General features: G+C 52.9%; 20 protein-coding genes and 1 pseudogene. 10 read left to right on the top strand and 11 right to left on the bottom strand.

The genetic code is table 11. The features are described 5' to 3' along the window. Positions 1-103 precede the first annotated feature (103 nt). Positions 104-2,026 (bottom strand): DUF3604 domain-containing protein, encoded by a 1,923-nt coding sequence (locus tag AC2TEM_RS13510; RefSeq protein WP_170423460.1) that lies wholly within the window; start codon positions 2,024-2,026, stop codon positions 104-106. Between the two features lie 625 nt (positions 2,027-2,651). Further along, on the bottom strand, positions 2,652-2,978 hold the full coding sequence (locus tag AC2TEM_RS13515) for a hypothetical protein (RefSeq protein ID WP_480790322.1): 327 nt from the start codon (positions 2,976-2,978) through the stop codon (positions 2,652-2,654). Between AC2TEM_RS13515 and AC2TEM_RS13520 the strand changes: the two genes are divergently transcribed. Continuing rightward, positions 2,977-3,096: a helix-turn-helix domain-containing protein gene (locus tag AC2TEM_RS13520; protein ID WP_480856282.1), complete on the top strand. Its 120-nt coding sequence runs from the start codon at positions 2,977-2,979 to the stop codon at positions 3,094-3,096. The two genes, AC2TEM_RS13515 and AC2TEM_RS13520, sit on opposite strands and share 2 nt — an antisense overlap. 325 nt (positions 3,097-3,421) lie before the next feature. Here the strand turns inward: AC2TEM_RS13520 and AC2TEM_RS13525 are convergent, their stop codons facing one another. The 4 genes from AC2TEM_RS13525 to AC2TEM_RS13540 all read right to left on the bottom strand — a co-directional run bounded on the left by AC2TEM_RS13525 (position 3,422) and on the right by AC2TEM_RS13540 (position 7,901). Continuing rightward, on the bottom strand, positions 3,422-4,168 hold the full coding sequence (locus tag AC2TEM_RS13525; protein ID WP_170423462.1) for a class I SAM-dependent methyltransferase: 747 nt from the start codon (positions 4,166-4,168) through the stop codon (positions 3,422-3,424). Positions 4,169-5,110: 942 nt separating this feature from the next. Continuing rightward, positions 5,111-5,788 (bottom strand): GntR family transcriptional regulator, encoded by a 678-nt coding sequence (locus tag AC2TEM_RS13530; protein WP_170395106.1) that lies wholly within the window; start codon positions 5,786-5,788, stop codon positions 5,111-5,113. Next, the gene (locus tag AC2TEM_RS13535; RefSeq protein ID WP_170423464.1) at positions 5,785-6,816 is read right to left on the bottom strand and encodes a Gfo/Idh/MocA family protein; all 1,032 of its coding nucleotides are present in this window, start codon (positions 6,814-6,816) and stop codon (positions 5,785-5,787) included. Before AC2TEM_RS13535 ends, AC2TEM_RS13530 begins: the two co-directional genes overlap by 4 nt. After that, positions 6,813-7,901 (bottom strand): isocitrate/isopropylmalate family dehydrogenase, encoded by a 1,089-nt coding sequence (locus AC2TEM_RS13540; protein ID WP_170423466.1) that lies wholly within the window; start codon positions 7,899-7,901, stop codon positions 6,813-6,815. The genes AC2TEM_RS13535 and AC2TEM_RS13540 overlap by 4 nt, the downstream gene beginning before the upstream one ends. 135 nt (positions 7,902-8,036) lie before the next feature. Between AC2TEM_RS13540 and AC2TEM_RS13545 the strand changes: the two genes are divergently transcribed. Genes AC2TEM_RS13545 through otnC form a run of 7 tightly spaced genes read left to right on the top strand, consistent with a single transcriptional unit; the run spans position 8,037 to position 14,359 of the window. Then, positions 8,037-9,044 (top strand): tripartite tricarboxylate transporter substrate binding protein, encoded by a 1,008-nt coding sequence (locus tag AC2TEM_RS13545; RefSeq protein ID WP_170423468.1) that lies wholly within the window; start codon positions 8,037-8,039, stop codon positions 9,042-9,044. Positions 9,045-9,100: 56 nt separating this feature from the next. Continuing rightward, a complete protein-coding gene (locus tag AC2TEM_RS13550) occupies positions 9,101-9,850 on the top strand; it encodes a hypothetical protein (protein WP_480790321.1) in 750 nt (249 codons plus the stop codon). A 4-nt stretch (positions 9,851-9,854) separates the two neighbouring features. Next, entirely contained in the window at positions 9,855-11,366 is a 1,512-nt protein-coding gene (locus AC2TEM_RS13555; RefSeq protein ID WP_170423470.1) for a tripartite tricarboxylate transporter permease, read from the top strand. Continuing rightward, positions 11,366-11,653, top strand: a complete 288-nt coding sequence (locus AC2TEM_RS13560; protein WP_170423472.1) for a putative quinol monooxygenase — start codon at positions 11,366-11,368, stop codon at positions 11,651-11,653. The genes AC2TEM_RS13555 and AC2TEM_RS13560 overlap by 1 nt, the downstream gene beginning before the upstream one ends. Next, entirely contained in the window at positions 11,650-12,450 is an 801-nt protein-coding gene (locus AC2TEM_RS13565) for an N-acyl homoserine lactonase family protein (RefSeq protein WP_170423473.1), read from the top strand. Before AC2TEM_RS13560 ends, AC2TEM_RS13565 begins: the two co-directional genes overlap by 4 nt. Beyond that, entirely contained in the window at positions 12,444-13,721 is a 1,278-nt protein-coding gene (gene otnK / locus AC2TEM_RS13570; protein ID WP_170423475.1) for a 3-oxo-tetronate kinase, read from the top strand. Before AC2TEM_RS13565 ends, otnK begins: the two co-directional genes overlap by 7 nt. After that, positions 13,718-14,359, top strand: a complete 642-nt coding sequence (otnC, locus tag AC2TEM_RS13575; RefSeq protein WP_170423477.1) for a 3-oxo-tetronate 4-phosphate decarboxylase — start codon at positions 13,718-13,720, stop codon at positions 14,357-14,359. The genes otnK and otnC overlap by 4 nt, the downstream gene beginning before the upstream one ends. A gap of 740 nt (positions 14,360-15,099) precedes the next feature. On the opposite strand, the gene AC2TEM_RS13580 is transcribed toward otnC, so the two are convergent. Then, positions 15,100-16,779 (bottom strand): BCCT family transporter, encoded by a 1,680-nt coding sequence (locus tag AC2TEM_RS13580; RefSeq protein ID WP_170423479.1) that lies wholly within the window; start codon positions 16,777-16,779, stop codon positions 15,100-15,102. Between the two features lie 154 nt (positions 16,780-16,933). Continuing rightward, positions 16,934-18,586 (bottom strand): ABC transporter substrate-binding protein, encoded by a 1,653-nt coding sequence (locus tag AC2TEM_RS13585; RefSeq protein ID WP_170423481.1) that lies wholly within the window; start codon positions 18,584-18,586, stop codon positions 16,934-16,936. 94 nt (positions 18,587-18,680) lie between these two features. Between AC2TEM_RS13585 and AC2TEM_RS13590 the strand changes: the two are divergent. After that, positions 18,681-18,887, top strand: a pseudogene (locus AC2TEM_RS13590) (helix-turn-helix domain-containing protein); the annotation flags it as partial. Between the two features lie 42 nt (positions 18,888-18,929). Continuing rightward, positions 18,930-19,613, top strand: a complete 684-nt coding sequence (locus AC2TEM_RS13595) for a LysR substrate-binding domain-containing protein (RefSeq protein ID WP_480790426.1) — start codon at positions 18,930-18,932, stop codon at positions 19,611-19,613. 391 nt (positions 19,614-20,004) lie between these two features. Here the strand turns inward: AC2TEM_RS13595 and AC2TEM_RS13600 are convergent, their stop codons facing one another. From AC2TEM_RS13600 to AC2TEM_RS13610, 3 genes are read right to left on the bottom strand one after another with little or no spacing between them, the layout of a single operon-like run. Continuing rightward, positions 20,005-20,730 carry an alpha/beta fold hydrolase gene (locus tag AC2TEM_RS13600; protein ID WP_170423485.1) on the bottom strand — a complete coding sequence of 242 codons (726 nt, stop codon included), beginning with the start codon at positions 20,728-20,730 and terminating at the stop codon, positions 20,005-20,007. Then, positions 20,727-22,283, bottom strand: a complete 1,557-nt coding sequence (locus AC2TEM_RS13605) for an ABC transporter permease subunit (RefSeq protein WP_170423487.1) — start codon at positions 22,281-22,283, stop codon at positions 20,727-20,729. Before AC2TEM_RS13605 ends, AC2TEM_RS13600 begins: the two co-directional genes overlap by 4 nt. Then, positions 22,280-23,335, bottom strand: a complete 1,056-nt coding sequence (locus AC2TEM_RS13610; protein WP_170423489.1) for a quaternary amine ABC transporter ATP-binding protein — start codon at positions 23,333-23,335, stop codon at positions 22,280-22,282. Before AC2TEM_RS13610 ends, AC2TEM_RS13605 begins: the two co-directional genes overlap by 4 nt. Positions 23,336-23,378 lie beyond the last annotated feature (43 nt).

Raw genomic sequence — 23,378 nt, forward strand, 5'->3', positions numbered from 1 at the left:
GTTGAATAACACAAGGAATTGCAACTCAAGGCGCGCCGCTTATCATAAGAGCGTCCCGAGTTAGTGATTGCGACCTGGGTCCCCAAATCTGCACGAAGTAAGGTCACTCTGCCGGCGTGTACCAAATCGGCGAGGAATACGCGCGCTCCTGATGCGTAAGTACCGCATCTTCTGGCAGCTCCGCACCAAACCTCAGTTTGTCGTACAACACCCAGCGTGGGGTTGGGATTTCGAGCGCACGTACGTAATAGAATGCCCGCGCATTTGGATCGAAATCAGGGTCAGACCAAACGGTTACCAGTTCGGCGGTTCCAATTGTATTGGTCCAGCTGGCGGTTTCCAGATCCACGGTATTCCCAACCGCAGGGATCTTGCCGTTTTGATCAGCAACACGGTTGTCCGACCATGCCACGTCATAGACGTTTTCCTGCAAAGCACCTTCGGAATCGAGCCATCCCTTTATCACCTGTACGCGATCCAGGTTGGCCCCGACTGGGTCGCGCAGAGCAGCGATCAGGAATGTGGGCGGACCTTCACCCTCGCGAGGTCGCAGATCCGAACCCATTGGAACACCTTTTGTGTAGCCCACATCCGCAAGGAAGCGAGTTTCGACATCAGCGTCGAGGAAATCCCATCCGCCAAAGAACCGTAGACCAATCCGCGGTCCAGTGCTCGCGTAGGTTTCGCGCCGCTTGAACGCATCGAAGATCGCAGCGCGAGTATTGTCGGTCGCCCAAACGGCCGTGTACCCGGAAGCTACAAGGAGGTCGCCAGGAATTTCGCCAAGATCGTTGGCGATGAAAGGATGCTTTATTCTCGTGGCCGAAGGTTCAACGCTGACGGATTTTCCGAAGAAGTTGTCTTCCTCAGCAGTTGCCAGAGACGTATGGCTGTCCGTCGCGCCACCCATGCCAAACTTATATGGGTTCACGCCGAACTTATCTTCCAACAACAAACCGCGCTTCAAGGCTTCTCGGGCGTACTCGCCGGCCAGCATGTCATCAGTTTTCAGCTCGGTTATGTCGAGGTTGCCAACGTCCCAGTTTTCGTAATCCGCGAATTCGTCGTCGGGGCTCAGATAGGGGTGCGCTTCGCCGTCGCCCTTGATCTGAGTGACTTCGTAATGGGGCTCCCATTTTGCGCGGGCAGCCACATATTCCTCGTCGACCTTGCCACCGTGATAGGTGTCTTCGGTCGGGAACATCCATCCGTTCGAAAGGTTGCCGTTATGGGCGAAAGCTACCGCGCGACCGCCAGTATTCTCCTGATACTCTTCAAGCCAGGCATAAAGCGCCTTTGGATCAGTATCACCGTAGGGAGGTTGCGTAACCGGAGGCACCATTTGAAGCGCTCTGATGGGCCCATCACGCAGCATGACGTTCCGGTGCAGGTTGAATCCTTTTGGTACGGAGGTCCACTCAAAGCCAATGAAAGCAGTAAAATTACCGGGATCGTTATGTCGATCTGCTGCAAGGACAATGTTCTCCCAAGTAAAGGCAAAAGCATCGGCACCTGGGCTGTAAGAATTAAGAAGAACTTCCGGCAGAGTCATTTGCGAGAAGTTGGTGATAATGTCGAACGCGGCCTTTCCGGCCGCTTCGCCGCCAGCCATGTAACCTTCGTACCACTCCAAACCTTTTGGATCGGCAAGAACGCCCGGTTTGCCAGCTTGCAGATCTGGGGCAAACCCCATCAAATCTGTGTGGTCTGTTAGGACCATCCAGTCCAAAGGCCGGGCTAGCCGAACAGGCAGTCCAGTCGAAGAAATGACCTGTTCGCCCTTGGCGAAACGCCAGGCATCGTCCGGTAGCAGGGTGTTCCCAAAAGCTCCGGCGTCAAGTGAAAGCCCTGTGTGAAGGTGGGTGTCCCCCCAAAGCGGGCGTTCAGGGAAGCTGCGATTTGCGTAGGGAGAGTAAGGTTGCTCTGAAAACAAGCCTTCGGCTGCTTCTTCACTGGGCACAGCGTCGGCAAAGACACTCGTTGGTGCCAATCCCAGAGCAAAAAAGCTTAGCAACATACGAAGCATTGTGACCTCCCAAATCAACTTTTACCCGGTTGTTTCGATAGACTATATCACAACAACTTCATATTCGCATTTCCTTATGTTAAAATGACTTTTCTCTTTGGGTAAACTCTTAGCTGATAGCTTCATTGCGGTGGCGCAAGGATCAAGTCAGGCTTAGAAGATTTCTCCTCTAGTGTCTCGATGGGCATACAGCATAAAAAGTTATCCCCTGACCAATATTGCTACCTTAGCATGCCTGCGCGCAAATCTCTCAAGAGGATTGAAGGGGTAATGTTTCCGAAATGCCAAATGCAACTTCGTACTGCACAATGTGAATTCGTTTGCCTCTCATGTCTGCAGTTGAAGCAAATGTTCGGAAGGTGTGCTGCGACCGCCGATTAGTTACACATGGCTAATTGCCGTTTGAGCCAACTTAGTTGGTAAGAACTTAGTTCGGCTCCCTAAGGTCATACTAGATCCGATGGATATAGCGAAACCCGATCTAGATGATACTAGCCTACAGCTCGTGGTACTTTCTTGCCTTAAATCTGAAGCTGACGGCATTGGAACAGTGACAATTCATCTCAGATCTCATCTATATTTTGCTGTGACGGATTCAGCCCGGTCTTCCTAGCCGGCACCGGTTTTAGGACCGGCCCGTTCCATGCAAAGGGAGTTGATGAGCGATCGTGGCATGGTTGTCGATCATCTCTGCGAAATAGGCAAGGGTCAAGCCTTGCATGGTCACGCCGGGCTGGTTACTTGCGACCGCCTCACGCAGGTTCGTATTTGTGACGTTCTCATAGCATTCGTAGGTGGCGCGAAACCTCACATCGATGTTCGGGAGCGCTTTTTTGAAACCTGACATCACTGCTAAGTAGGTTAAATCAAAAAGGCGGCTGTAAGGATACGTTGTAAGAGAAGGAAATACTTCTGCGACCGCTGCCAGGCTGTATGTTACCCAATCTACCATTACTCAACATATTGCAAAACTTGAGAAGAGTGTTGGGAAGTTGCTCTGGGTGCGCGGCTGCGGCGGTGTCGAACTGACTTTGGCGGGGCACGAGTTTACGATCTCGCCTACCGCTTAGTTACGGCTGACGCAGAGGATTCAGAGAGTCTGAAAGACTTCGATGCGATGCAATAAAGCAGGCCGTATGTCATCGACCACGCACTTCAGCCAGCAATAAAGATCATTACCCGGTTCCGGCGGCTCTTTCCGGATATCAGTGTTGACTTTGGATCGAATGACCGAACGACGGCGACATCGATGATCCGCAGAAAGCTGTTGCCGACGTCGGTTTGGGCATCAATCCACCATTGCATGGAGATTAGGATGGTATCCAAATCGAAAGCACACTACACGTCCTTTATGACCAGATTTTCAGTTCAGAAACGGGGACGTAGTTGATGCTATCATTCGGGTTTTGACATGATCAACATCCCACGAATGGCAGGCGGCTCCAAATACTTGAATCCCGGGTACTTCTTCATCAGAAAGCGCTTGATTGATTGTTCGCCTTCACGCTTGGCATCGTCAAACAAAATGGAGCCGCCGGGGTTGAGGCGTTCAGCCATTAAGTCACCTGCTGGTAGTCTTATCTCCTTTCCCAATGGCATTGGAGGGCCGTCTATGACAACGAGATCAGCATTCTTCGGCAATTCGTCCAGATCGACATCATACCAACGATGATCGTATTCGAGGAACTTGGTCGAAGTAATACTTCTGATACGAAGATCGACGAACCGATCAAGCCCCCTTTCAGTTAGGCCATGGCGCACATTCTCTGCATATTCTGCGTCATGTTCGTAGGAAATGAGCTTTCCGCCCACATCCCGAAGCTTCGAGGCAATTACGATGGTCGAGATACCTGAGCCAAACTCGACGACGAGTTTCGGTTTGCGACGTTCAATTATCTCCAAGATCTGAACCAGTGTGTCTGGAGGCATGCTCCAGACATTCCAATTGGGCAGGCTGCGGCCGATTTCCAGCCGCTGATTCAGCGAAGCTGTCGCCCAGACAAAGGGGGCCAGTTCGCTGACAGATTCATTGAGGGAGGATATCCTTCGGTTTATCCAGCGGGCTGAGCGAAAAGTTAAAGCAACACCCGCCAGCAATACGATCAGAAGGACTAAAATAACAATTTGCAATATCTCATACATATCATGGGCTTTCTGAAGTGGTCGTTTGCAATGTACGTAATAGTTATTCGGTCTTGGTGTTAAAGGAATTGATCCAAAAGCGATTTTATGTCCTTGTCACTTCCAAAAGAGGATAAGCAAATGTCACGCTAAGACAACAGTATCTGCGGAAGCGTAAATGAAAAGGCGCGACGCTTGGAGCAGCGCGCAATCAAACAACTGGACAGCCTTATCGGTGCTAATAGTTTGTGTGCCAATTAATCCAGCGCTGGACAGCTAAGTGAAGATTGGGTGGACGATCGACCTCATACAAAGGCTCAATCAGTTGGACAATACCTTTATTCCACTACCTTTTCGGTGCGTATACGCGGTGGAAGTTCCGAATGAAGCAGAAAAATTGCATTATGAAGTCTCTGAAGGTCACTACCCTAGTGCAAAGTTCGTGCTTTTTCGATTGCTGCGATCGGTATTCGGCTATTATTATCGCAATCGTCTTTTTTTGATCACGTCAATTTTCTATTAGACGTTGTGTGTCGCCATGTATTTCGATGATGAGAAATCTCTGTTTCGATTTCATGGCGCGATCGCAAGCCTCGGCTCCCTGATTTGCTGGTATTTGGAAGGCAACAGCGTGGATCAAAGCCGCTCCTAATATACCTGTGCAGCATTTTGATTAGTGGTCTTACTGTAAGGTAGCTTGCGTGTTCATGTGATATTGCCTAGGAAGCTACGGCATGGTCTGCTATAACGATTATTCGAGTTGGCCCCTCTATTTTCTTATCAACGCAGCGGTTGAGGAAGCTCTTTAGTATGCCGCTATTCCTGAGCGATCCTCATCCAAAAAACGTATCCAATCCACCAATCACCCCATCATTGCCAGATAAATGGCGGCACAATTGTAATGGACTAAGACGATGTTCAAAGAGCTTTTCCCTAGACGCCCAATTACCGGATACGAGAAGATTAGAGGCTGTTGAGCCGATGCTTTTCGAGTATCTCGCAAAGCATAGCCTTGGCTTGCAGCCTGTGTTCTCGATGACGTTCACGGGCGACATCCGGACGACCTTCACTAATCGCTTGGAAAACAACCCGATGATCTTCATTGGATTTGACGGGCAGGGGTCTGATGAACAAGGTCGTTGCGCGCGCGCGGCGCACCTGGTCGCTCATCATGGCGACAATCGCTTCGACCCGTTTGTTGCCGCCCAACCGAACGAGCTCTTGATGAAATAACTCATCGGCCTCGGCCCAGGCTTCAAGATCTTCGGCTTCGATGGCTCGGTCCATCTTCGCAATTGATCCAGCAAGTACCGAAAGTTCATCTTCTGAATAACCCGCTTCGGCAGCGCGTTGTGCAGCGAGGCTCTCGAGCTCCGTCAGGATGTCGTAGATTTCACGCATATCGTCTGATGAAACCGGCAGTATCCGCACGCCTTTGCGGGGCCGCATCTCCAACAATCCCTTGCTTTCCAACATCAGCGCAGCTTCCCGTATCGGGGTGCGGGACATACCAAGGGTTTCGGCGAGTTCCGACTCTAGGTGGTCAGTTCCGGCTGCAAGTTCGCCGGATAGGATCATCTGCCGCAAATCCCTAACGGCGCGTTGCGTATTGGAAAGAGTTTTTGCGTCTTGACCCTTCACGGCGTCTCCAGGTTGATCTTTCGTCCCTCCGCAGCCGAGAGATAGATGCTCTCTTCGATGCGGATCACGTCCAAATAGTCTCGAGCCGTGTTTTCCAGCGGCGTGCCCTTTACAAGGCCTGAAACGACGTGACTTTGCAAGGCGTGGACGCAATCGCCGCCAAATCCATTATGATCGCTTGGAGGTAGAATTTGCTGCTGCGCCTGCTTTCCAAAAGCGCGGAGTTCAACTGAACCATCGCCGTCAAGAACCAATGATCCTGTTGTTCCTTCAATGAGAGCTTCACCCATAGTTTGACGCAGGTTTTTGGCGCTGTGGTCAAGACACCGGTTCCCATCGAACAGAGCTTTCAAACCATTGGGATGATCAAACAGGATATAGCCGGCGTCCTCACCCGCGATAATGGGGTTCACTTGACGCAAGTCCGCATAAACTGCGCTGGGCGCATCGAACAAGAATCGGAATGTGTCGACCCAGTGAACCGCTGTTTCATGAACCAGGAAACGCGGCATGTCCTGAAAATACGGCTGCCGGTCAAGGTAGGCTCGTGGTCCCTGTCCGTCGCCGGGCCGAAGCCGGAAAGTAGCTTGTAGAGGTGTACCAATTCGACCCTCGGTCATCGCCTCTTTGATCGCGCGATACCAAGGTTGAAAGCGAAAGTTCTCGTGTACAACAATAGTTGCTCCTACCGCTTCGGCCTCTGAAACAATTTTCTCAGCTTCATGCAGCGACATGCAGAAAGGTTTTTGGCAGATCAACCACTTTATTCCAGAGTGCAGCGCCGTTCGGATGGCATCGGCCTGCGCAACAGGCGGAAGGATGATGTCCACGAGATCTGGTTTTTCCGCCTCCAGCATTTTTGACAGATCATCGTAAGCGGCCAGTCCTGTTTCTTTCGCCTTTTTGATGTCACGGTTGCAGGATGCAATCGGAACCGCTCCGGGCATTCGAGACCAGCTTTCGTAGTGGAACTTGCTGAAATACCCCGCTCCCACACACGCGACCGTGATGGCTTGTTGAGTATTCATGCCAGCAATGCTTCCAATACCGATGAGGCTGCGTCCTGCGTTCCGGCCGTGCCACCTAGGTCACGCGTCAGGTTTTGACCGCTCTCAGTCACCTTTTCCACGGCTTCCCGTAAACGTTCGCCATCTTTGGACAGTTCTGGATGATTATGGGTCAACCCTAACCATTCAAGCATCATTGCTGCAGACAGGATCATCGCGAAAGGATTGGCAATGTCTTGTCCCGCAATGTCCGGAGCAGAGCCGTGACAGGGTTGGAACACGGCGTGGTTCAACCCGATATCTGCTGAAGGAGCCAATCCAAGACCGCCCATAAGGCCGGCGCCAAGGTCAGAAAGGATGTCGCCGAACATGTTTTCAGTCACCAAAACATCGAATTCCCAAGGCTTCTGCACCATCCAAAGCGCAGTGGCATCAACATAAGCATGGTCTGCCCGCAATTTGGGATGGCGAGCGGCTTCAGCGTCAAACATCGATCTGAAGAATGCAAAGGCGCGGAACACATTGGCCTTGTCGACACAGGTAACCCGCCCCTTGCCACGCCCTGAAGCCTTTCGGTTTTTGGCAAGTTCAAACGCGAACCGGAATAGCTTTTCAGATATCTCGCGCGTGATCAAAAGGGTTTCACGTGCCTCGTCTTCGGTGACTTCCCCCGCGCCTTGAGTGAAGAACAACCCTTCAGTGCTTTCACGAATCAAGACAAAGTCGATCTCTTTTCCGGGAGGCAGCGCCAAGGGGGTCATTTGTCCGCTGCTAACCTTTACCGGACGCACGCCGGCAAAAAGGCCGAGCTGCTTCCGCAGGTCGATCTGTGGTGAAATCTCGGTTCCGTCAGGGTAGCGAACATCCGGCAAACCCATTGCAGATAGCAGAATCGCATCAGCCTTGCGTGCAGTTTCAAGTGAACCAGTCGGAAACGATTCTCCAGTTTTGGCGTAGTGGGCTGCGCCCGCCGGAGCGCCTGTAAACACCAGTTCGTAGGAAGGACTGCCGCGCGAGAGCTGACGCAGAATTTCAAGCGTAGGGGCCATAATTTCCGGGCCGATTCCGTCCCCGTGGAACACTGCCACATCATAACTTTTCTTCATCTTAGCCCGCTTCCTTCCCGTTTCGCATTCATAGCGCGATAGCAGCTTTCGCTACAGTCCGTTGACAATGCATTCTTTAATGTATACGCAAATAAATGCAATAATAAACGCAAAGATGTTTGGGAGGACTTGGAAATGAAACTGAAGTTAGGGCAGTTGGCGGCTGCAGCCGTGATTGCAACCGGGATTTCAGGGGCTGCTACCGCGCAGGATTACCCTTACCGTGATATCACCACAGCTGTGGTCTGGGGGGCCGGTGGCGGCACGGACACGATCAACCGAATGATCATGGCCGAAATGGAAAAACACCTTCCAGTTTCGATCAATGTGATCAACCAAACCGGTGGGGTCGCAGGCTCCAACGGCATGGTCTATGTCATGAACCAACCAGACGATGGCTATACGCTGGTTGGTCTGTCTGAGTCGAACGTCACCGCTGCTGTGCAGGGCGGTTGGGACAAGAAATTTGACTTTTGGTATCCGTTTATTGTTGGCGGATCACCCGATCTGATCTCGGTTCCGGCGGACAGCCCTTACAATACTCTGGAAGAACTGGTCGACGCTGCCAAAGCCGCACCTGGCACTATTCCCGCTGCCGCGTCCGGCGCGGGTTCGATCCACCACTTGAATCTTCTCGCCATCGAGAAAGGGTCCGGTGCAGAGTTCAAGTTTGTTCCATACAAAGGCTCAGCGCCCGGGCAGGAAGCGGCGATAGCAGGTGAGGTTGCGTTGGTTGTGACTTCGCTGGCTGAACAAGCTCCTTTGATCGAAGGCGGACAGTTGAAGCCACTTGCGATGTTGACACCGGAAGATGCGCAGATTGCCGGAGCTACAGTGCCATCTGCCTTTGGCATCTATGACGGTCTCGACAAGTATCTGCCACTAAAACAAGCCATCGGATTTGCCGTTCACAGCTCGGCTGGAGATGATGTGAAGGCGGCCCTCGGCGAAGCGTTCGAGCAGGCGATTGCATCCGATACCGTCGCTGAATGGGCTGAGGCAAACAATTATGATGTCGGTGGTCAACACGGCGAAGAAGCTCAAGAATTGTTTGCGAACCTTGAGGCTACTTTTGCCTATACCTTGCAAGATTTGGGCGCTGCCACGGTCGATCCAGCCTCGCTGGGTATCGAGAAGCCCTAATCCGATCAACTTTGGAAGGGCGCGTCTGATCGCGCCCTTTCCTCCAGGAGGCAGGCATGGACAAAATCGACGAAACACTGGTCATGCGGACCCGCGATTTCTGGGCTGCGATTGTTCTAATAACAGTGTCCGTCTTTTTCCTTTGGAAGACGTTGGACATCCCACTTTGGGGTGAAAACCGCGCAGGTGTAAGTGGGTCGGACTGGTACAACTCGGCTGCAATTGTACCGTTGTTCATCTTCTGTGGATTGCTTGTGTTGTCCTTCGTCTTGCTGGCTAATTCGATCCGCTCAGGTGGAGCCCAGAACGCACTCACGGCTTTGGGGATTGGATGGGATAAGTCGGAAGCCTATCGAGCAACAACAATAGGCCTGATCCTTCTTGCATACGTCGTCGGGCTGGTTCCCAGAGTGGACTTCATATTGTGCTCGGGGTTACTGATTACAGCTTTGACTTACGGCTACTACGGCGGTCACGCGCGGCGTGCTTTGGTAGCCTGTATCGCAGTTGTTTCTGCCGGGGTTTTTGCGTTCGCCGTGTTTCCCGCGCAGGCGGAATGGAATGCACACGGTGATGATTGGTTTACACTGGCCCTATGGGTCTCGCTATCATTTGTGGTGTTGATCAAATCGGCTTCCGAACGCGTTTTGCGGTTTGTGCCAGTCGTCGCAATACTGGCCCCGCTGATCCTCGTCTGCGCGATGGCCTTTATTTTCCGACAGAACGTGCCCGCGCGCGGGGGGCCGATCTTCAAGCAAATCGAATACCACTACTACGTGACGCTTCGTCCGTTATGGAAAGACTGACCGGATGGACTTTATCCTTTCGCAACTGGCTGGGTTTGGGACCGCATTCGTTGGTCTGGCAGAGGACCCGCTGACCTATCTGTATTTGATTGCTTCCGTGTTCCTAGGCATCACGTTCGGCGCATTGCCCGGCCTGACCGCAACGCTGGCAGTGACGATCCTGACGGGATTTTTCGGCAACAAGATCCCATTGGACTATTCGCTTATCGCTTTGCTCGGGGCCTATGTCGGCGCGATTTACGGCGGCTCTTACCCGTCTATTCTGCTGAACATACCTGGCACAGCAGCCAGCGCGGCGACGGCCATGGATGGCTACCCTCTGGCCAAAGCAGGTCGAGGGGGCGAAGCACTTGGTCTGACCACAACGGCCAGCTTTATCGGTACGGTTATCGGGACGATCACGCTTTTGATTTTTGTCTGGGCACTGCTTTTGGTTTCGAAGAACATCGCGAGTCCGGAAAAAGCACTCTTGGCTTTGTTTGGCATCCTTCTATCTGGCACACTTATGAGCGAGGATCTGGTGATCAAGGGATGGATCGCCGGTCTGATCGGGCTTGCAATGTCTATGGTGGGGCTCGATCCGCTTCTGTCTGAGCCGCGCTATACTTTCGGCTGGTCTTACTTGTTGAGCGGGTTTCAGGTCGTGCCAGTTTTGATGGGGGCCTTCGCCATCCCCCAAATCATCGACGGCTTGAGGCATGTTGAGGCCGGGAAAGTTCTGGCCCTGAAAGGTCGCATCCTTCCGAACCTACGCTCCATCCGACGCTACCTGCCCACCATTGGCCGGTCAGGAGTGATTGGGACCGGGGTGGGAGCGCTTCCTGGCGTCGGCGAAGATGTCGCCGGTTGGGTCAGCTACGGTGTCGGCAAGACCGTATCTGCCGAGGGCGACAAGTTCGGAAAAGGGTCATTGGAAGGTCTGCTATGCTCTGAAACAGCAAACAACGCCTGCATTGGGGGCGCGCTAATCCCGCTTTTGGTTTTGGGCATTCCCGGTTCACCACCCGCCGCGGCTTTAATGGGGGCTTTCAAGATCAACAACGTGATCCCGGGCCCCACGATAGACCCCGAGATCATTCTGCGCGTAGTCGCAATCCTGGTGTTGGCATCCCTGACTATGTTCTTGATGGGCCTGTTCACTGCTCGGGTCTTTATCAAAATACTCGCCATACCGCAGACCATCTTCTTGCCGGTTGTGATGGTTCTGACAACAATCGGGTCCTTCAGCGTCGGTGGTGGCATCAATGATCTCTACCTGATGCTTGGTGTCGGCGCCGTCGCCTATTTTATGAACCTGATGAAGTACCCAATCGCCCCGCTGGTTATTGGGGTTATACTGGGAAGCCTGTTTGACGAAACTTTCCGCCGATCGCTGTTCTTGTCGGACGGGGATCTTTCGGTCTTCTTTTCACGACCCGGTGCGGCCATTCTACTTGTGCTCAACGTTGGTCTGATCCTCAGCCAACTGCCCGTGGCAAAGCGCGCTTTCTCACGTCTGAAAGGACTTTCCGTCTGATGTTTGTGGTTACCGTCACCTTCACTCTCAAGCCCGGTACGAGAGAAACCTTTTTGCCGCTAATGGTCGAAAACGCTTCAACCTCTTTGCGTGAAGAACCCGGATGCCAGCAGTTTGACGTTTGCCTAGGCGACGATCCCGAGACAGTTTTTCTCTATGAGGTTTATGATGACAGCGTGGCGTTCTCCGCCCACCTGGAAAGCGCGCATTTCCAGTCCTTCGATACGGCTGTGGCTGATATGATCGCCACCAAGACTGTTCACCAGTATTCCGAGGTCATCCGATGAACGATTGGGAAATTCACGCCGTGAAATACGCGGATCGAAATGCCCGCACTCGACGCGACAGCTTCATATTGGATGACAATCACGATGCACCTCACGCGATGGACTATTTCGTTTGGGTGCTCAAGCGTGGCAACAAAGTTATACTGGTCGATACCGGATACGACGGCGACGAGGCAGCCGCCCGTGGACGTCCTATTGTGATGGACCCACGCGAGGCTTTGCGCCCATTGGACATCATGCCTGAAGCGGTGACCGAGGTTATCGTGACCCATCTTCATTATGACCACGCTGGGGGGCTGCATATGTTCCCAAATGCGAAGTTGCACATGCAATCGGCGGAAATGGCCTTCGCCACAGGTCCCTGCATGTGCCACGACCACTTACGCGCGCCTTTCTCGGCGGGCCATATCTGCGAGGTCGTAAAGCGCCTCTATTCAGGCAAGGTCGTGTTCTACGACGGAGAGGCCGAGATAGCAGATGGGGTGACCGTACACTGTATCGGCGGGCATTCGCGGGGGTTGCAATGTGTTCGTGTAAGAACAGCAGCCGGGTGGATGGTTCTGGCCTCGGATGCCTCGCATTACTACGAGAATTTCATGGCGCGAAAAGCTTTTCCAATCGTCGTCGATTTGCAGGACATGATGGATGGTTTCAAAACTCTGGAGAAGTTGGCCTCGCATCCTCGACTTATCGTGCCCGGCCATGATCCAATTGTGCGTGAGATTTTTCCCGTCGGTGCGGCACCGCACATCCATCGGCTGGATCCTGGGCCGACGAAGGACATTGATATATGCTAATCGGCGTCATAGCGGACGATTTTACTGGTGCGAGTGATATTGCGAACACGTTGGCGAAGGGCGCTGAGCCGGAAGGTGGGTTACGAACGGCTCAGTTTCCGGGTATTCCGACTGCCCCGGCGGATAAGGAGATCGAAGCGGGTGTGATCTCACTCAAGAGCCGCACAGCACCGGTCGAGGAAGCCATTGCAGACAGCTTGCAGGCGCTGCGATGGTTTAAAGATCAAGGATGCCAGCAGTTCATCTTCAAATATTGCTCGACCTTCGATTCCAGAATTGAGGGCAACATCGGCCCTGTCGCGGAAGCGCTGGCCAACGAACTGGATGCACAAAAGGTGGTTTTCTGCCCGGCCTTTCCGACAACGGGACGCACTGTTTATCACGGTCATCTATTTGTGCTCGGTAAGCTCTTGCACGAGTCTGGGATGGAAAATCACCCTCTTACTCCGATGACGGATGCGAACATCAGGCGTTGGTTGCGGCATCAGACCAAAGAAGCGGTTGGGCTGGTGTCAATTGACACCGTGAAGCAGGGACCAGAGGCGATTGCTGATGCTTTGCAGAACGCAGACGAGCGCTTTGCGATCGGTGATGCGATTTCGGACGAAGATTTGCTGGCCTGGGGCGAGGCTCTGAAGGATGCCCAGCTCATTACTGGGGGATCTGGGATAGCGCTGGGGCTACCCAAGAACTTCGTCAGAAAAGCTTCGTCCAAAAGAGGTGGCAGTGTATTCACAGGTATCGCTGGGCCCGCCGCTATCCTTGCAGGGTCTTGCTCAGGTGCGACCCGTGGTCAGATCGATGTTCATGCGAAATCCCATCCGACCTTCGCCATTGACGTTCCGGGTGTTATGTCCGGGGATGTGACTATGCAAACGCTTCTGGATTTCTTTGAAACGCATCCGGGTCAGGCACCGCTCGCCTATTCATCGGGAAGCCCGGATGATGTGCGCGCGGTACAAGGTCAATTCGGTCAGGAAGCGGCTGCAGAAAAACTGGATAGTCTCTTTGAAGATACCGCCCGAGAACTTGTCCAAAAGGGCTACAAGCGATTGGTGGTGGCAGGGGGAGAGACGTCGGGAGCCGTTGCCAAGGCTGTCTCTGAGGCACTGGGGTCTCCGGCCATGTCAATTGGACCAGAGATAGACCCGGGTGTACCAGTCCTGAGCGTTGGAAAAACTAAACCCATTGCGCTGGCTCTAAAGTCTGGGAACTTTGGCGCTCCGGACTTTTTCGCGAAGGCACTGAGAATGATGGAGGCAGGCAAATGAGTTCTGAAGAACAGGTACTGCGACAACAGATGTCCGAGCTGTGCGCCTCGCTGTTTGCGCGTGGATTCTCCGTCGGCACTGCTGGCAACGTCTCTGCACGTCTGCACGACGGCATCCTCATGACACCAACCAATTCCACCTTGGGCGATATCGACCCCGAGCGCATCGCTAAGATTGATTTGGATGGCAACCACGTCTCCGGTGACAAGCCGACCAAGGAGGTCTTTCTGCACCAAGCCTTCTACGAGACGCGGCCAGAAGCTGGTGCAGTGGTGCATCTGCATTCGACCTGGGCCACCGCAATGTCGTGTCTGGAAGACACCAATCCCAATGACTGTATTCCACCGCTGACACCATACGTGGTCATGCGCGTCGGCACGGCCAAACTGGTTCCATACGTCAAGCCGGGTGACCCAAAGTCAGGTGATTTGATCCGCGAACTGGGCGGCAAGTATAGTGCGGTTCTTTTGGCTAATCATGGCCCGGTCGTGTCGGGAAAGGACCTCTTCTCAGCAGTCTGCGCGGCAGAAGAGCTGGAAGAAACGGCCAAGCTGCTCGTGGCTTTGCGCGGTCTGCCAACCCGGTTGCTGGATGTAGCTCAAGTCGCAGAACTCAAAGAGACTTTCGGAAGGACTTAAGCCGGATCAAAAAGTGTTGAGTGAGCAAAATATTGTGCAAACATCCAAAGTTTTCTTTATAATCTCGATGTATGAAATCTATCATCGTAAGCGCATCTACAGCCCCGCGTTTTGCTATTTGATTCACATGCGAAGTTTATGATGTATATCCAGTCTTGGTAGATAGCTTGTGAAACGGAATGTGAATGCTCAGGCCGCGCTCCGGTCTTAATCGCACGGCAGGAGGTGGCGAAACTCTCAGTTTTTGTACACTTACGAATGCCGCTGTTTTTTGATCAAGCCATCTTTCAAAAGAAGACATTGGTGCAAACGCAGAAGTTTGGTGCCATGATTGCGCTCAGGTGGAGTTGCCCAACTCGCTCTCGAAGGCCTAATTTGGGATGGACCTGTCACAGATGCGCTTCGGATTTCTATGATCGAGTTGCGGTGTTGTAATGCGAAGCGATCATGCCTTAGATCCGTGGTAGTGGCCCAATGAAAGATCATTCCGAGACAACAGAACAAAAACAACAAAACCCGAAAGCTGGAATTGCACTCGTACAGATCGCAATATTTGCGAATTCTACCAATGGCTTGTTGATCAAATCCCTGTGTGGCGGTCAGCCTACGGCGAGTCTGCGATTATTACAAGCAGTCTCTATGTACCACCTTAGTCTGCATTTTTGGCTGGTCTTTGTGTAAGCCTTTGTCCTATTTGTGACCCCAGTTCTGTCCTGGGGTCACAGTTGGATACGCGAAATCTATTCGGCGAGTATCGTTGCTGTTTCTGGATCAATAGTTGATGCGACACCGGCGGCTTCTCGACGCCCGTCATTCCAAATTGCTTTGACTAACGCGATGCACATCAAAGCCATGACGATAGAGAATGGCAATGCTCCGATCACCATCGCGGTCTGAATGGCTCCGGTTCCGCCCGAGATCAGAAGGCCTCCGACCACCAACGCCAACGCTGCGCCCCAGAACATGATGTGTGGGCGTGCCTTGGGTCCCTCGTCACCCGCAGCGTTGATCGTGTTCACGATCAGCACAGCCGAGTCAGCAGAGGTCACTAGGAACGTCATTAGCAAGATCACAATGACGACCGCCATGGCCCAGGCAAGGAGCTCTGCGATAGGTGCGAGCATGTAGGTGGTCATGGCAAAGATCTTGTCTCCATTGGCCGCATCAAGGATCACACCATTTGCGCCGCCGTTTAGCTCCAAATCAATCGCGGTACCACCAGCCCAGGCAAACCAGACAAAGCACATCAGCGATGGCACGATCATCGCACCCAGCACGAACTCACGGATCGAACGACCTCGCGAGATGCGCGCCAGAAACAATCCGACGAAGGGCGCAAACGCGATCCACCAGGCCCAGTAGAAAACTGGCCACCAGCCTTGCCATTGCGCCAACAGGAAGGATTCGGACCCCTCGACACCATCGGACGCATAAACGTTGAAACTAAGCCACGGTAAAGCGATCAGATAGTCCCAAATGCCAACAAAGAAGGCCTTAGCACCAAAGAACGTAGCCCCAAACAGGATGAAGAATCCCAGCAAGAAGATCGACAGCGCCATGTTGATGTTCGACAGCCATTTGATGCCCTTGCCAACACCGGACAGCGCGGACAGCGTCGACGCCCCCATGATGACCAGCAAAGCTACGATGATGCCTAAGGTCGTGGCCGAGCCATCCGCATGTGCCAGGCCGCCAATACCGATACGCGTCAGGCCTGCCACGAATTGTTCAACACCAAAGCCAAGCGTCTGCGCCACACCGAGGATGGTTGCAACGACGGCGACGATATCGATAAGGTGGCCAAGGTTACCTGACAGAGCCTTGCCGAATAGTGGCGTCAGAGATGAGCGGATCGTTAGGGGAAGCCCGCGGCGATAGCTAAAAAACGCCAGCGCAAGGCCGGCAATCGCATAGCACGCCCAAGCGCCCAGACCCCAATGCAGATAGGACCAGACATAAGCCGTACGCACATTGTCCGCGTCAAGGGCCGTTGTCACGCCCTGAATAACCGATGGGTTGTTCTTGAAGTGCGCGACGGGTTCCGCAACAGCCCATGTCAACATCCCGACACCGATACCAGCACCGAACATCATCGAGAACCAGGAGAAGTTTGAGAATTCAGGCTTTTCGCCTTCAACACCCAGGTTCAGGCGTCCGGCTGCTGGCCAGATGGCCAAACCGATGCAGACAATAACAAATCCGGTGACAACCCAGATATACCACGCGGCAAACTGAGCTAGGATGGCTGCATTCCAGTCGCCGAGGATTCTACCGGCCTGGGTTGGCCACACGATGCACCAGACAACCAACAGACTGATGATGATTTTACTGATAACCGTTACGTTTACGCTGAACCCCCGATAAAAACCGTTGTCAGCGGTCTTAATCGGAAGTTCCGAAAGAGGTGGCTTTATCGCCATAGTCAAATTCTCCCTATTTTTTAATTTTAGAGTGGATAGATTTGCTTGTTCTGACTCGATTACCCATTCCCCCAAGAAACCAATGAGACAACGATGCAGATAATCTGCGTCGCCAATCTCATCGGGTCCGGGGAGTTAAAATTTGCTGGAGTTCTCAGCTTTCCAGAGCCAGCTTATGCACGTGAATTTCATTAATCGGGTGGCTTTCCGCGCCTACCACGCCGGGACGAGAGTGGCGGTACAGAGATCGCCAATAAGGTTGGATTATCGTGCCGTCATCCCGCATAAACTGTTCGATCTTTTCCATGCGGACCCGGCGCGTATCTGCATCGGCGATTGCTGAGGCCTCTTCCAGCATCGTGTCAAACTCGGCGCTAGCCAGACCGGTTTCATTCCAAGCCACACCCGACTTGTATGCCAAGGTCAGCACCTGAACACCTAACGGTCGATGTCCCCAATCTGTTGAGCTGAATGGGTATTTATTCCAATCGTTCCAAAATGTGTTACCCGGCAATACTGTGCGCGTTACCTTGAGCCCAGCATCGCGCAGTTGTGCCGCTAATGCGTCGGTTGTGTTTCGGCGCCAGTCATCGTCAATCGAGAAGATTTCGTGCTCGTAGTCGAGCATTCCAGCTTCTTCCAACAATGCGCGTGCGCCTTCGACATCCTTTTCCGGCGCTCCAATGTCCGCGTATTCCGGATGAATAGGGCAAACGTGATGGTTTTCGCCCAGCGTCCCACGATTGGCGTATCCCAATTCCAGCAAAATGGCATTGTCGCAAGCCATCGCAAGAGCGCGGCGAACACGCGCGTCCGCATAAGGCTTTATGCCATCCACTTCGGCATCGCGGTTTGTTCGCAATACCATGGTATTGGCTGAAACGGACTCGCTCTGATTCCAACCGATGCCTTCGTAAATGTCGACAAATTCACCGACCGTTTCATAGGTCATATCGATTTCTTCTGCTTCTGCGGCTGCCAAATGTGCTGCGCCATCCGTGCCGTAGTCGATAAACTCGATCCGATCCAAATAGGCGCCTTCGCCCCACCAATCGTGATCTGTGTTCTTCTCTAGTACGACCTTTTCACCAACCAGATACTCGACCAGTTTGTATGGTCCTGTACCGACCGGGTCATTCGCTGGATCGCCGGACCAACCATCGGGCACGATTGCTGCCGGGTATTCTGTGACTGCGGGGACAATAGTGATGTCAGGTCGCGTCAGCTTCAGCTTCAGTGTCAGATCGTCGACTACTTCCAATGCGCCTGCGGCCGGGCCATCTCCAGCTTCGTTCTGTAAGGATCCCATGCGCGCGGCCATAGAGTTACCTTCCCAACTGCCGTCACACCATCGACCAAAGTTGTAAGCAACATCCTTGGCCGTCAGCGTTCCACGCCCGTCATTCCAGTTCACTCCGGGCCGCACACGCAGAACATACTCCGTGGCGTCGTCGTTCACTTCCCAGCCTTCAAGCAAGCGAGGTTCGAACGTACCGTCCGCGTTGTACTGAACAAGATATTCTAAGAATCCTCGGACCACATTTCCAAGCTGAGGCCAGTTGTAAAGCGGTGGATCAAGCTGCGCACGCACCACCTGCTGAATACGAATTGTACCGCCGGGCTGGATATTCGACGACGCCTGTGCTGGCTGAGTTAGACCAATCATCGAATAAGCAGCCGATGCAGACAGCCCAAGTGCCGTCGCACGCGTCAGGAACTCACGGCGGCTTAGCGTTCCGTCGGCTACTTCACCGATATGCATGGCGATCGCTGGATGGACTGTCTGGTTACGACATTGCTTGGTCATCATTGGCTCCCGTGTACACTCTTGGGGCGCCTTACACGCCCATTGATACAGTTTTTGGTATATATTTTCTCTGTTTTGCAGTAGCTGAGTAATTATGGATGGCATTAACAGAATTAATACCAATTTAAGTCGCAACCTAGTCGCGCTATATGCATTCGAAATGGTCGCGAGACATGGGAATTTTACGAGTGCGGGAGAAGCACTCGGGCTAACCCAGTCATCGATCTCGCAGCGAATAAAAGGTCTCGAGGTTGATCTAGGAGTCGTCCTCTTCAAAAGAGAACACCGTGGTGTTTCACTCACATACGAGGGTCTGAGGCTTTTGAATGTGGTAAGACCTGCGATGGAGCAGATGAACTATGCAGTAAGCTCTTTGCTTGAACGCAAAACTAAACCCAGGGTTCGAATTTCTGCCGATTTTGCGTTCTCAACGTTCTGGTTGTTACCGCGTCTGGGATACCTTCGAGAGGAAATCGGGGAAGAAATCGAAATTCAGATTTTGGCCTCGACTGTTCCACCCGGTCTAGATGATACCGATTGCGATATACAAATCCATGTAGCACCAAAGGACCAAATAAAACCCGATGAAATACTACTTCTAGAAGAGGTCGTAGCAGCCGTTTGCAGCCCACAGCTATTAGAAAAAATTAGGCCAATCCAATCATCCTCGGATTTACTGGAAACTCAACTATTGAGTCTATCAAAACCCGCAACCGCTGCTTGGCAAACCTGGCAAGGGTGGTTTGATAGTTTGGGTATAGCGGGCGAGAGAAAAAAAAATTACATCAGTTTTAATAACTATGACATGGTCACCCAGGCCGCATTGTCTGGCGATGGCGTGGCGTTGGGCTGGATTGGATTAATCGATGATCTGCTCGACAAAGGTTCTTTGGTGACCGTTACGGACGATTTGGTCTCCAGCGACGCTGGATACGTGATGTCGCTAACTCATGCCAACTCGGGCCGAGGTCCCAAACTCGTTTTCGACTGGATAGCGGATCAAGTTCTTACAACATCTTCGGGGTAACAGGTCTTCGGGTTGTTCGATCGACGATTGCGCGAAGCCAAATGAATTCGAAGAACGGCCGCAATCTAGCAACGCCATAAAGCGCCTTTGAAGGCTTGCTATTTTCGCGCCTTTTGGAATTTTAAGGCCCAAGTTCGAAATCTGGACCGGCTGTACTTTCGGTGGTCAGGCCTGAGCCACCGTCTCGGAAAAAAACTGGATGATGTTCGGTAGTTTGGCAACTGGCTGCGCCATCATAGTTCCATACGTGGTTGCGATGCTCTGGTCAAAGCCGGACACATGATTCACCATTCAGCCAGAGCCGTCTCTTTTGATCGTTGGTTCGCCATTCTTGGTCCTTCATTTACTAAACATAACAGTGGGCCATTTCAGTTGCGGGGGCTCACTCTTCTTAAGTCCGGCGTAAGAAATCCGACAGCACAACATTGAAGATATCGGGTTTTTCCAGATGTACCGCGTGGGCGCAGCCGGGAACGACGGAAAGCTCAGCCTGATTGATCGACGTCCAAAGTTGTTTGGTCTGTGTCCACGAATACGTGCGGTCCATGTCACCCCAGATCACCAGAGAGTTAGCTTTGATGGCAGAGAGATAATCATCGGCGCGCCAAGCGCGCATTGCGTCCAACCCCTTGAGCATGGCATCCGGTGTACATTGCGCTGCAATCTCAGCGCAGTCTGAGTAAGCTTCAGCAGACCGGCCATCCAAGAACCATGTCGCAGCGATGCGGCGAGCTGTTTCCTGGAAGCCCTCGGTTTGGGCACGCCGTTTGCTTTCCTCGATTGTCTCGAAACGGTCGGGCAGGATGCCAACCGCGCCAGTGGAGTAAAGGATCAACCCACCTATCCGTTGCGGGGCACGATGTATCATTTCCTGCGCGATCATTCCGCCCATCGAATGTCCCAAGAGATTGAATTGTTCGACGCCAAGGTGGAATAGATGTTCCAGGACCCAATCAGCAAATCCGCCGATCGTGTCGATGCTAGGTAAGCCTGCATTCTGTCCGAACCCAGGCAAGTCGATCGTGATCAGCTTTTGGGTTTCTGAAAGTTGGTGCTGTTGCGGTGCCCATTGCGCGCCTCCACCCATGAAACCATGGACTAGGACAAGCGGCCTCACTTTCGCTGTCCCTGCACAATTCGGTCAAGTATCATGGCGCAAAATAGGATGGCAAAACCTGCAAGGATTCCCTGCCCGACATTGGCGTATTGCAGCGCCTCAAGCACGTCTTCGCCCAGACCCTTGGCGCCAATCAACGAAGCTACCACGACCATGGCGAGCGACAGCATGATGGTCTGGTTGATTCCTGCCCGGATCGAGGGGCTAGCCAGGGGCAGATCGACCTTTGTGAGCAAGTACCATTTGTTTGCGCCAAAACTGATTGCCGCTTCGCGCACGCTTTCAGGCACGCCGCGCAGGCCCAGTACGGTCAGGCGCACCACAGGAGTACCGCCGAAAATCATCGTGACAATAACGGCTGCGGGCTTGCCAACGCCAAAAAACGCGATCACAGGCACCATGAAGACAAACGCCGGCATGGTTTGCATGAAATCCATAATTGGTTGGATGAAAGCATAAAAACGCGGGCGCCGTGCGGCGAACATTCCAAGTGGAATGCCTATCACGATTGAGAGACAAGCAGCAGTGCCTAGCAAAGCAAGTGTCGTCATTGCCGCCTCCCAGAAGCCCAAAAGGCCCATATAGGCAAGGAAGGCTCCTGAATAGATGGCCGTGCTGATACCTGCCGTTAGCCATGTTAGCAGAATGATCAGGCATGCAATTACAATCCAAGGAGTCTGGACAAGTATGACCTCCAAGGCATCGAGCAACGCGCGGATGCCAATCGTCAGCCCATCAAAAAAAGCTTCACTGTTGCGGACACAAAATGCGATGAAATCTTCCACCCAAGTTATGCCGGTCAAACGGATATCGGGATCTGTTGGAAAGTGACTGAGCAATGAAAAACGCCCGGGGAAGCTGTAGTGCATCATTGCCGCCGTCACGATCAGCGCCATAAAAATTGTGCTGAACACGATCTCTGAAACAGGCATAGCTGAACGGATCGAACGATCCGAAATCCATTCTGAAAACCGTGCCTCAAGCGCCCAGTTTGCCACAACCGATTGCACCGCTTTTATGACCAACAGAATAATAAGGCCCGACAATATGATCGCGGGGCCTTGGGCGGCCAATGCTTCGGCTTCGGCTCGTATACCGCCGATATTGGCCTCAAGAGATTCGACAGTACGCTGGTAGACATCAATCTTGTCGGAATTTGCTTCGATCGCAGCAGCCAATTGCTGACGGCGCAACTCCAATGTTCCTTCAATTGAAGCGATACGAGCCATCGCGTCGGCTGCGAGATCTCCAAAAAGACCGCGGGCAATCTGCACATAGGCAAGTGTTTCAATGATTAGGAATGGGAGCGCCCATGACCACAAGCCACGCGCTCCGAACCAGATTGGACCGAAAATCCCGGCCATCGGATTGAAGGTCGCCGTAAAGCGAGCGGACGCGCCGATCTTGTCAAAGTTTTTGATGTAATAATCGGGGTTAGTACGTACAAATGTGCGAATGTTCTCGCGCCGCTCTTCAGCATAGGCCAGAGCAGCTTCGCTTTCGGTATCTTCCAGCGGGTTTACGCCATGAGGGTTCGCGTCGGATGTGCTCATGATACTTCCGTCCCCTCGATTACTGTGCGCAGCAAATCGGCGCGGGTAATCAAGCCCACATCCTTGCCGCCGTCCTCCACCAGGATGGCGCTGCTGTGGTCAATCGCCAAATTGATCAGAGTGCTAAGATTTTCAGCCTCATTGACGCGCGGTGCATCTGCGTCCAACGGGCCATGGGTGGCTACATAGTCTGAAATCGGTTGCATCACTGCGTGCGCGCGCACCACTTTGAGGCGCGAGATACCCGCTACGAAGTCTGCCACGTAATCGTCGGCAGGGTTCATAACGATGTCTTCGGCAGTGCCGATCTGAACCACTTTGCCGTCGCGCATGATTGCAATTCGATTACCGATGCGCACCGCTTCGTCCAGATCGTGCGTAATGAAGATGGTAGTCTTCTTCAAAATCTTACTGAGCCGAATAAATTCATCCTGCAATTGTCGTCGAATGAGCGGATCGAGCGCTGAGAACGGCTCATCCATCAACAGCACATCCGGGTTCGCAGCCAATGCGCGCGCCAAGCCCACGCGCTGCTGCATTCCACCGGACAACTCGTGCGCGAATTTTGACCCCCAGGCCCCCAACTCGACAATGTCCAGAATCGCGGCGGCCTGCCGCATACGTTCATTTTTGCTAACTTGTCTGATTTCCAGCGGTAAGGCGACGTTGTCCAAAACCGAACGGTGCGGCATTAGAGCGAAGTTCTGAAACACCATACCGATTTTGTTGTTACGGAACTGCTGAAGCTCTTGCGGCCCCAGTGCCATAACGTCGGTTCCTTCGATCTCAATCTTGCCACCGGTAGGTTCCAGAAGCCGATTGAAGTGGCGCACCAACGTGGACTTGCCGCTGCCAGACAGGCCCATGATACAGAATATCTCACCGCGGTTCACAGAAAGGCTGACATCAGCCACGCCGACAACACAGTTGAATTCAGCTAGTACCTCAGCTTTGCTCAGCCCACGCTCACGGATTGCCTGCAATGCGACTTCGGGTTTCGCTCCAAAAATCTTCCAGACATTCGATATTTTAATAACTGTATCGTCACCCATGCGTCCCCCAGCGGCCTCGGAATGGGCCTAGTTGGCTCAAGGT

The organism is Ruegeria sp. HKCCD3925, from assembly GCF_057221175.1.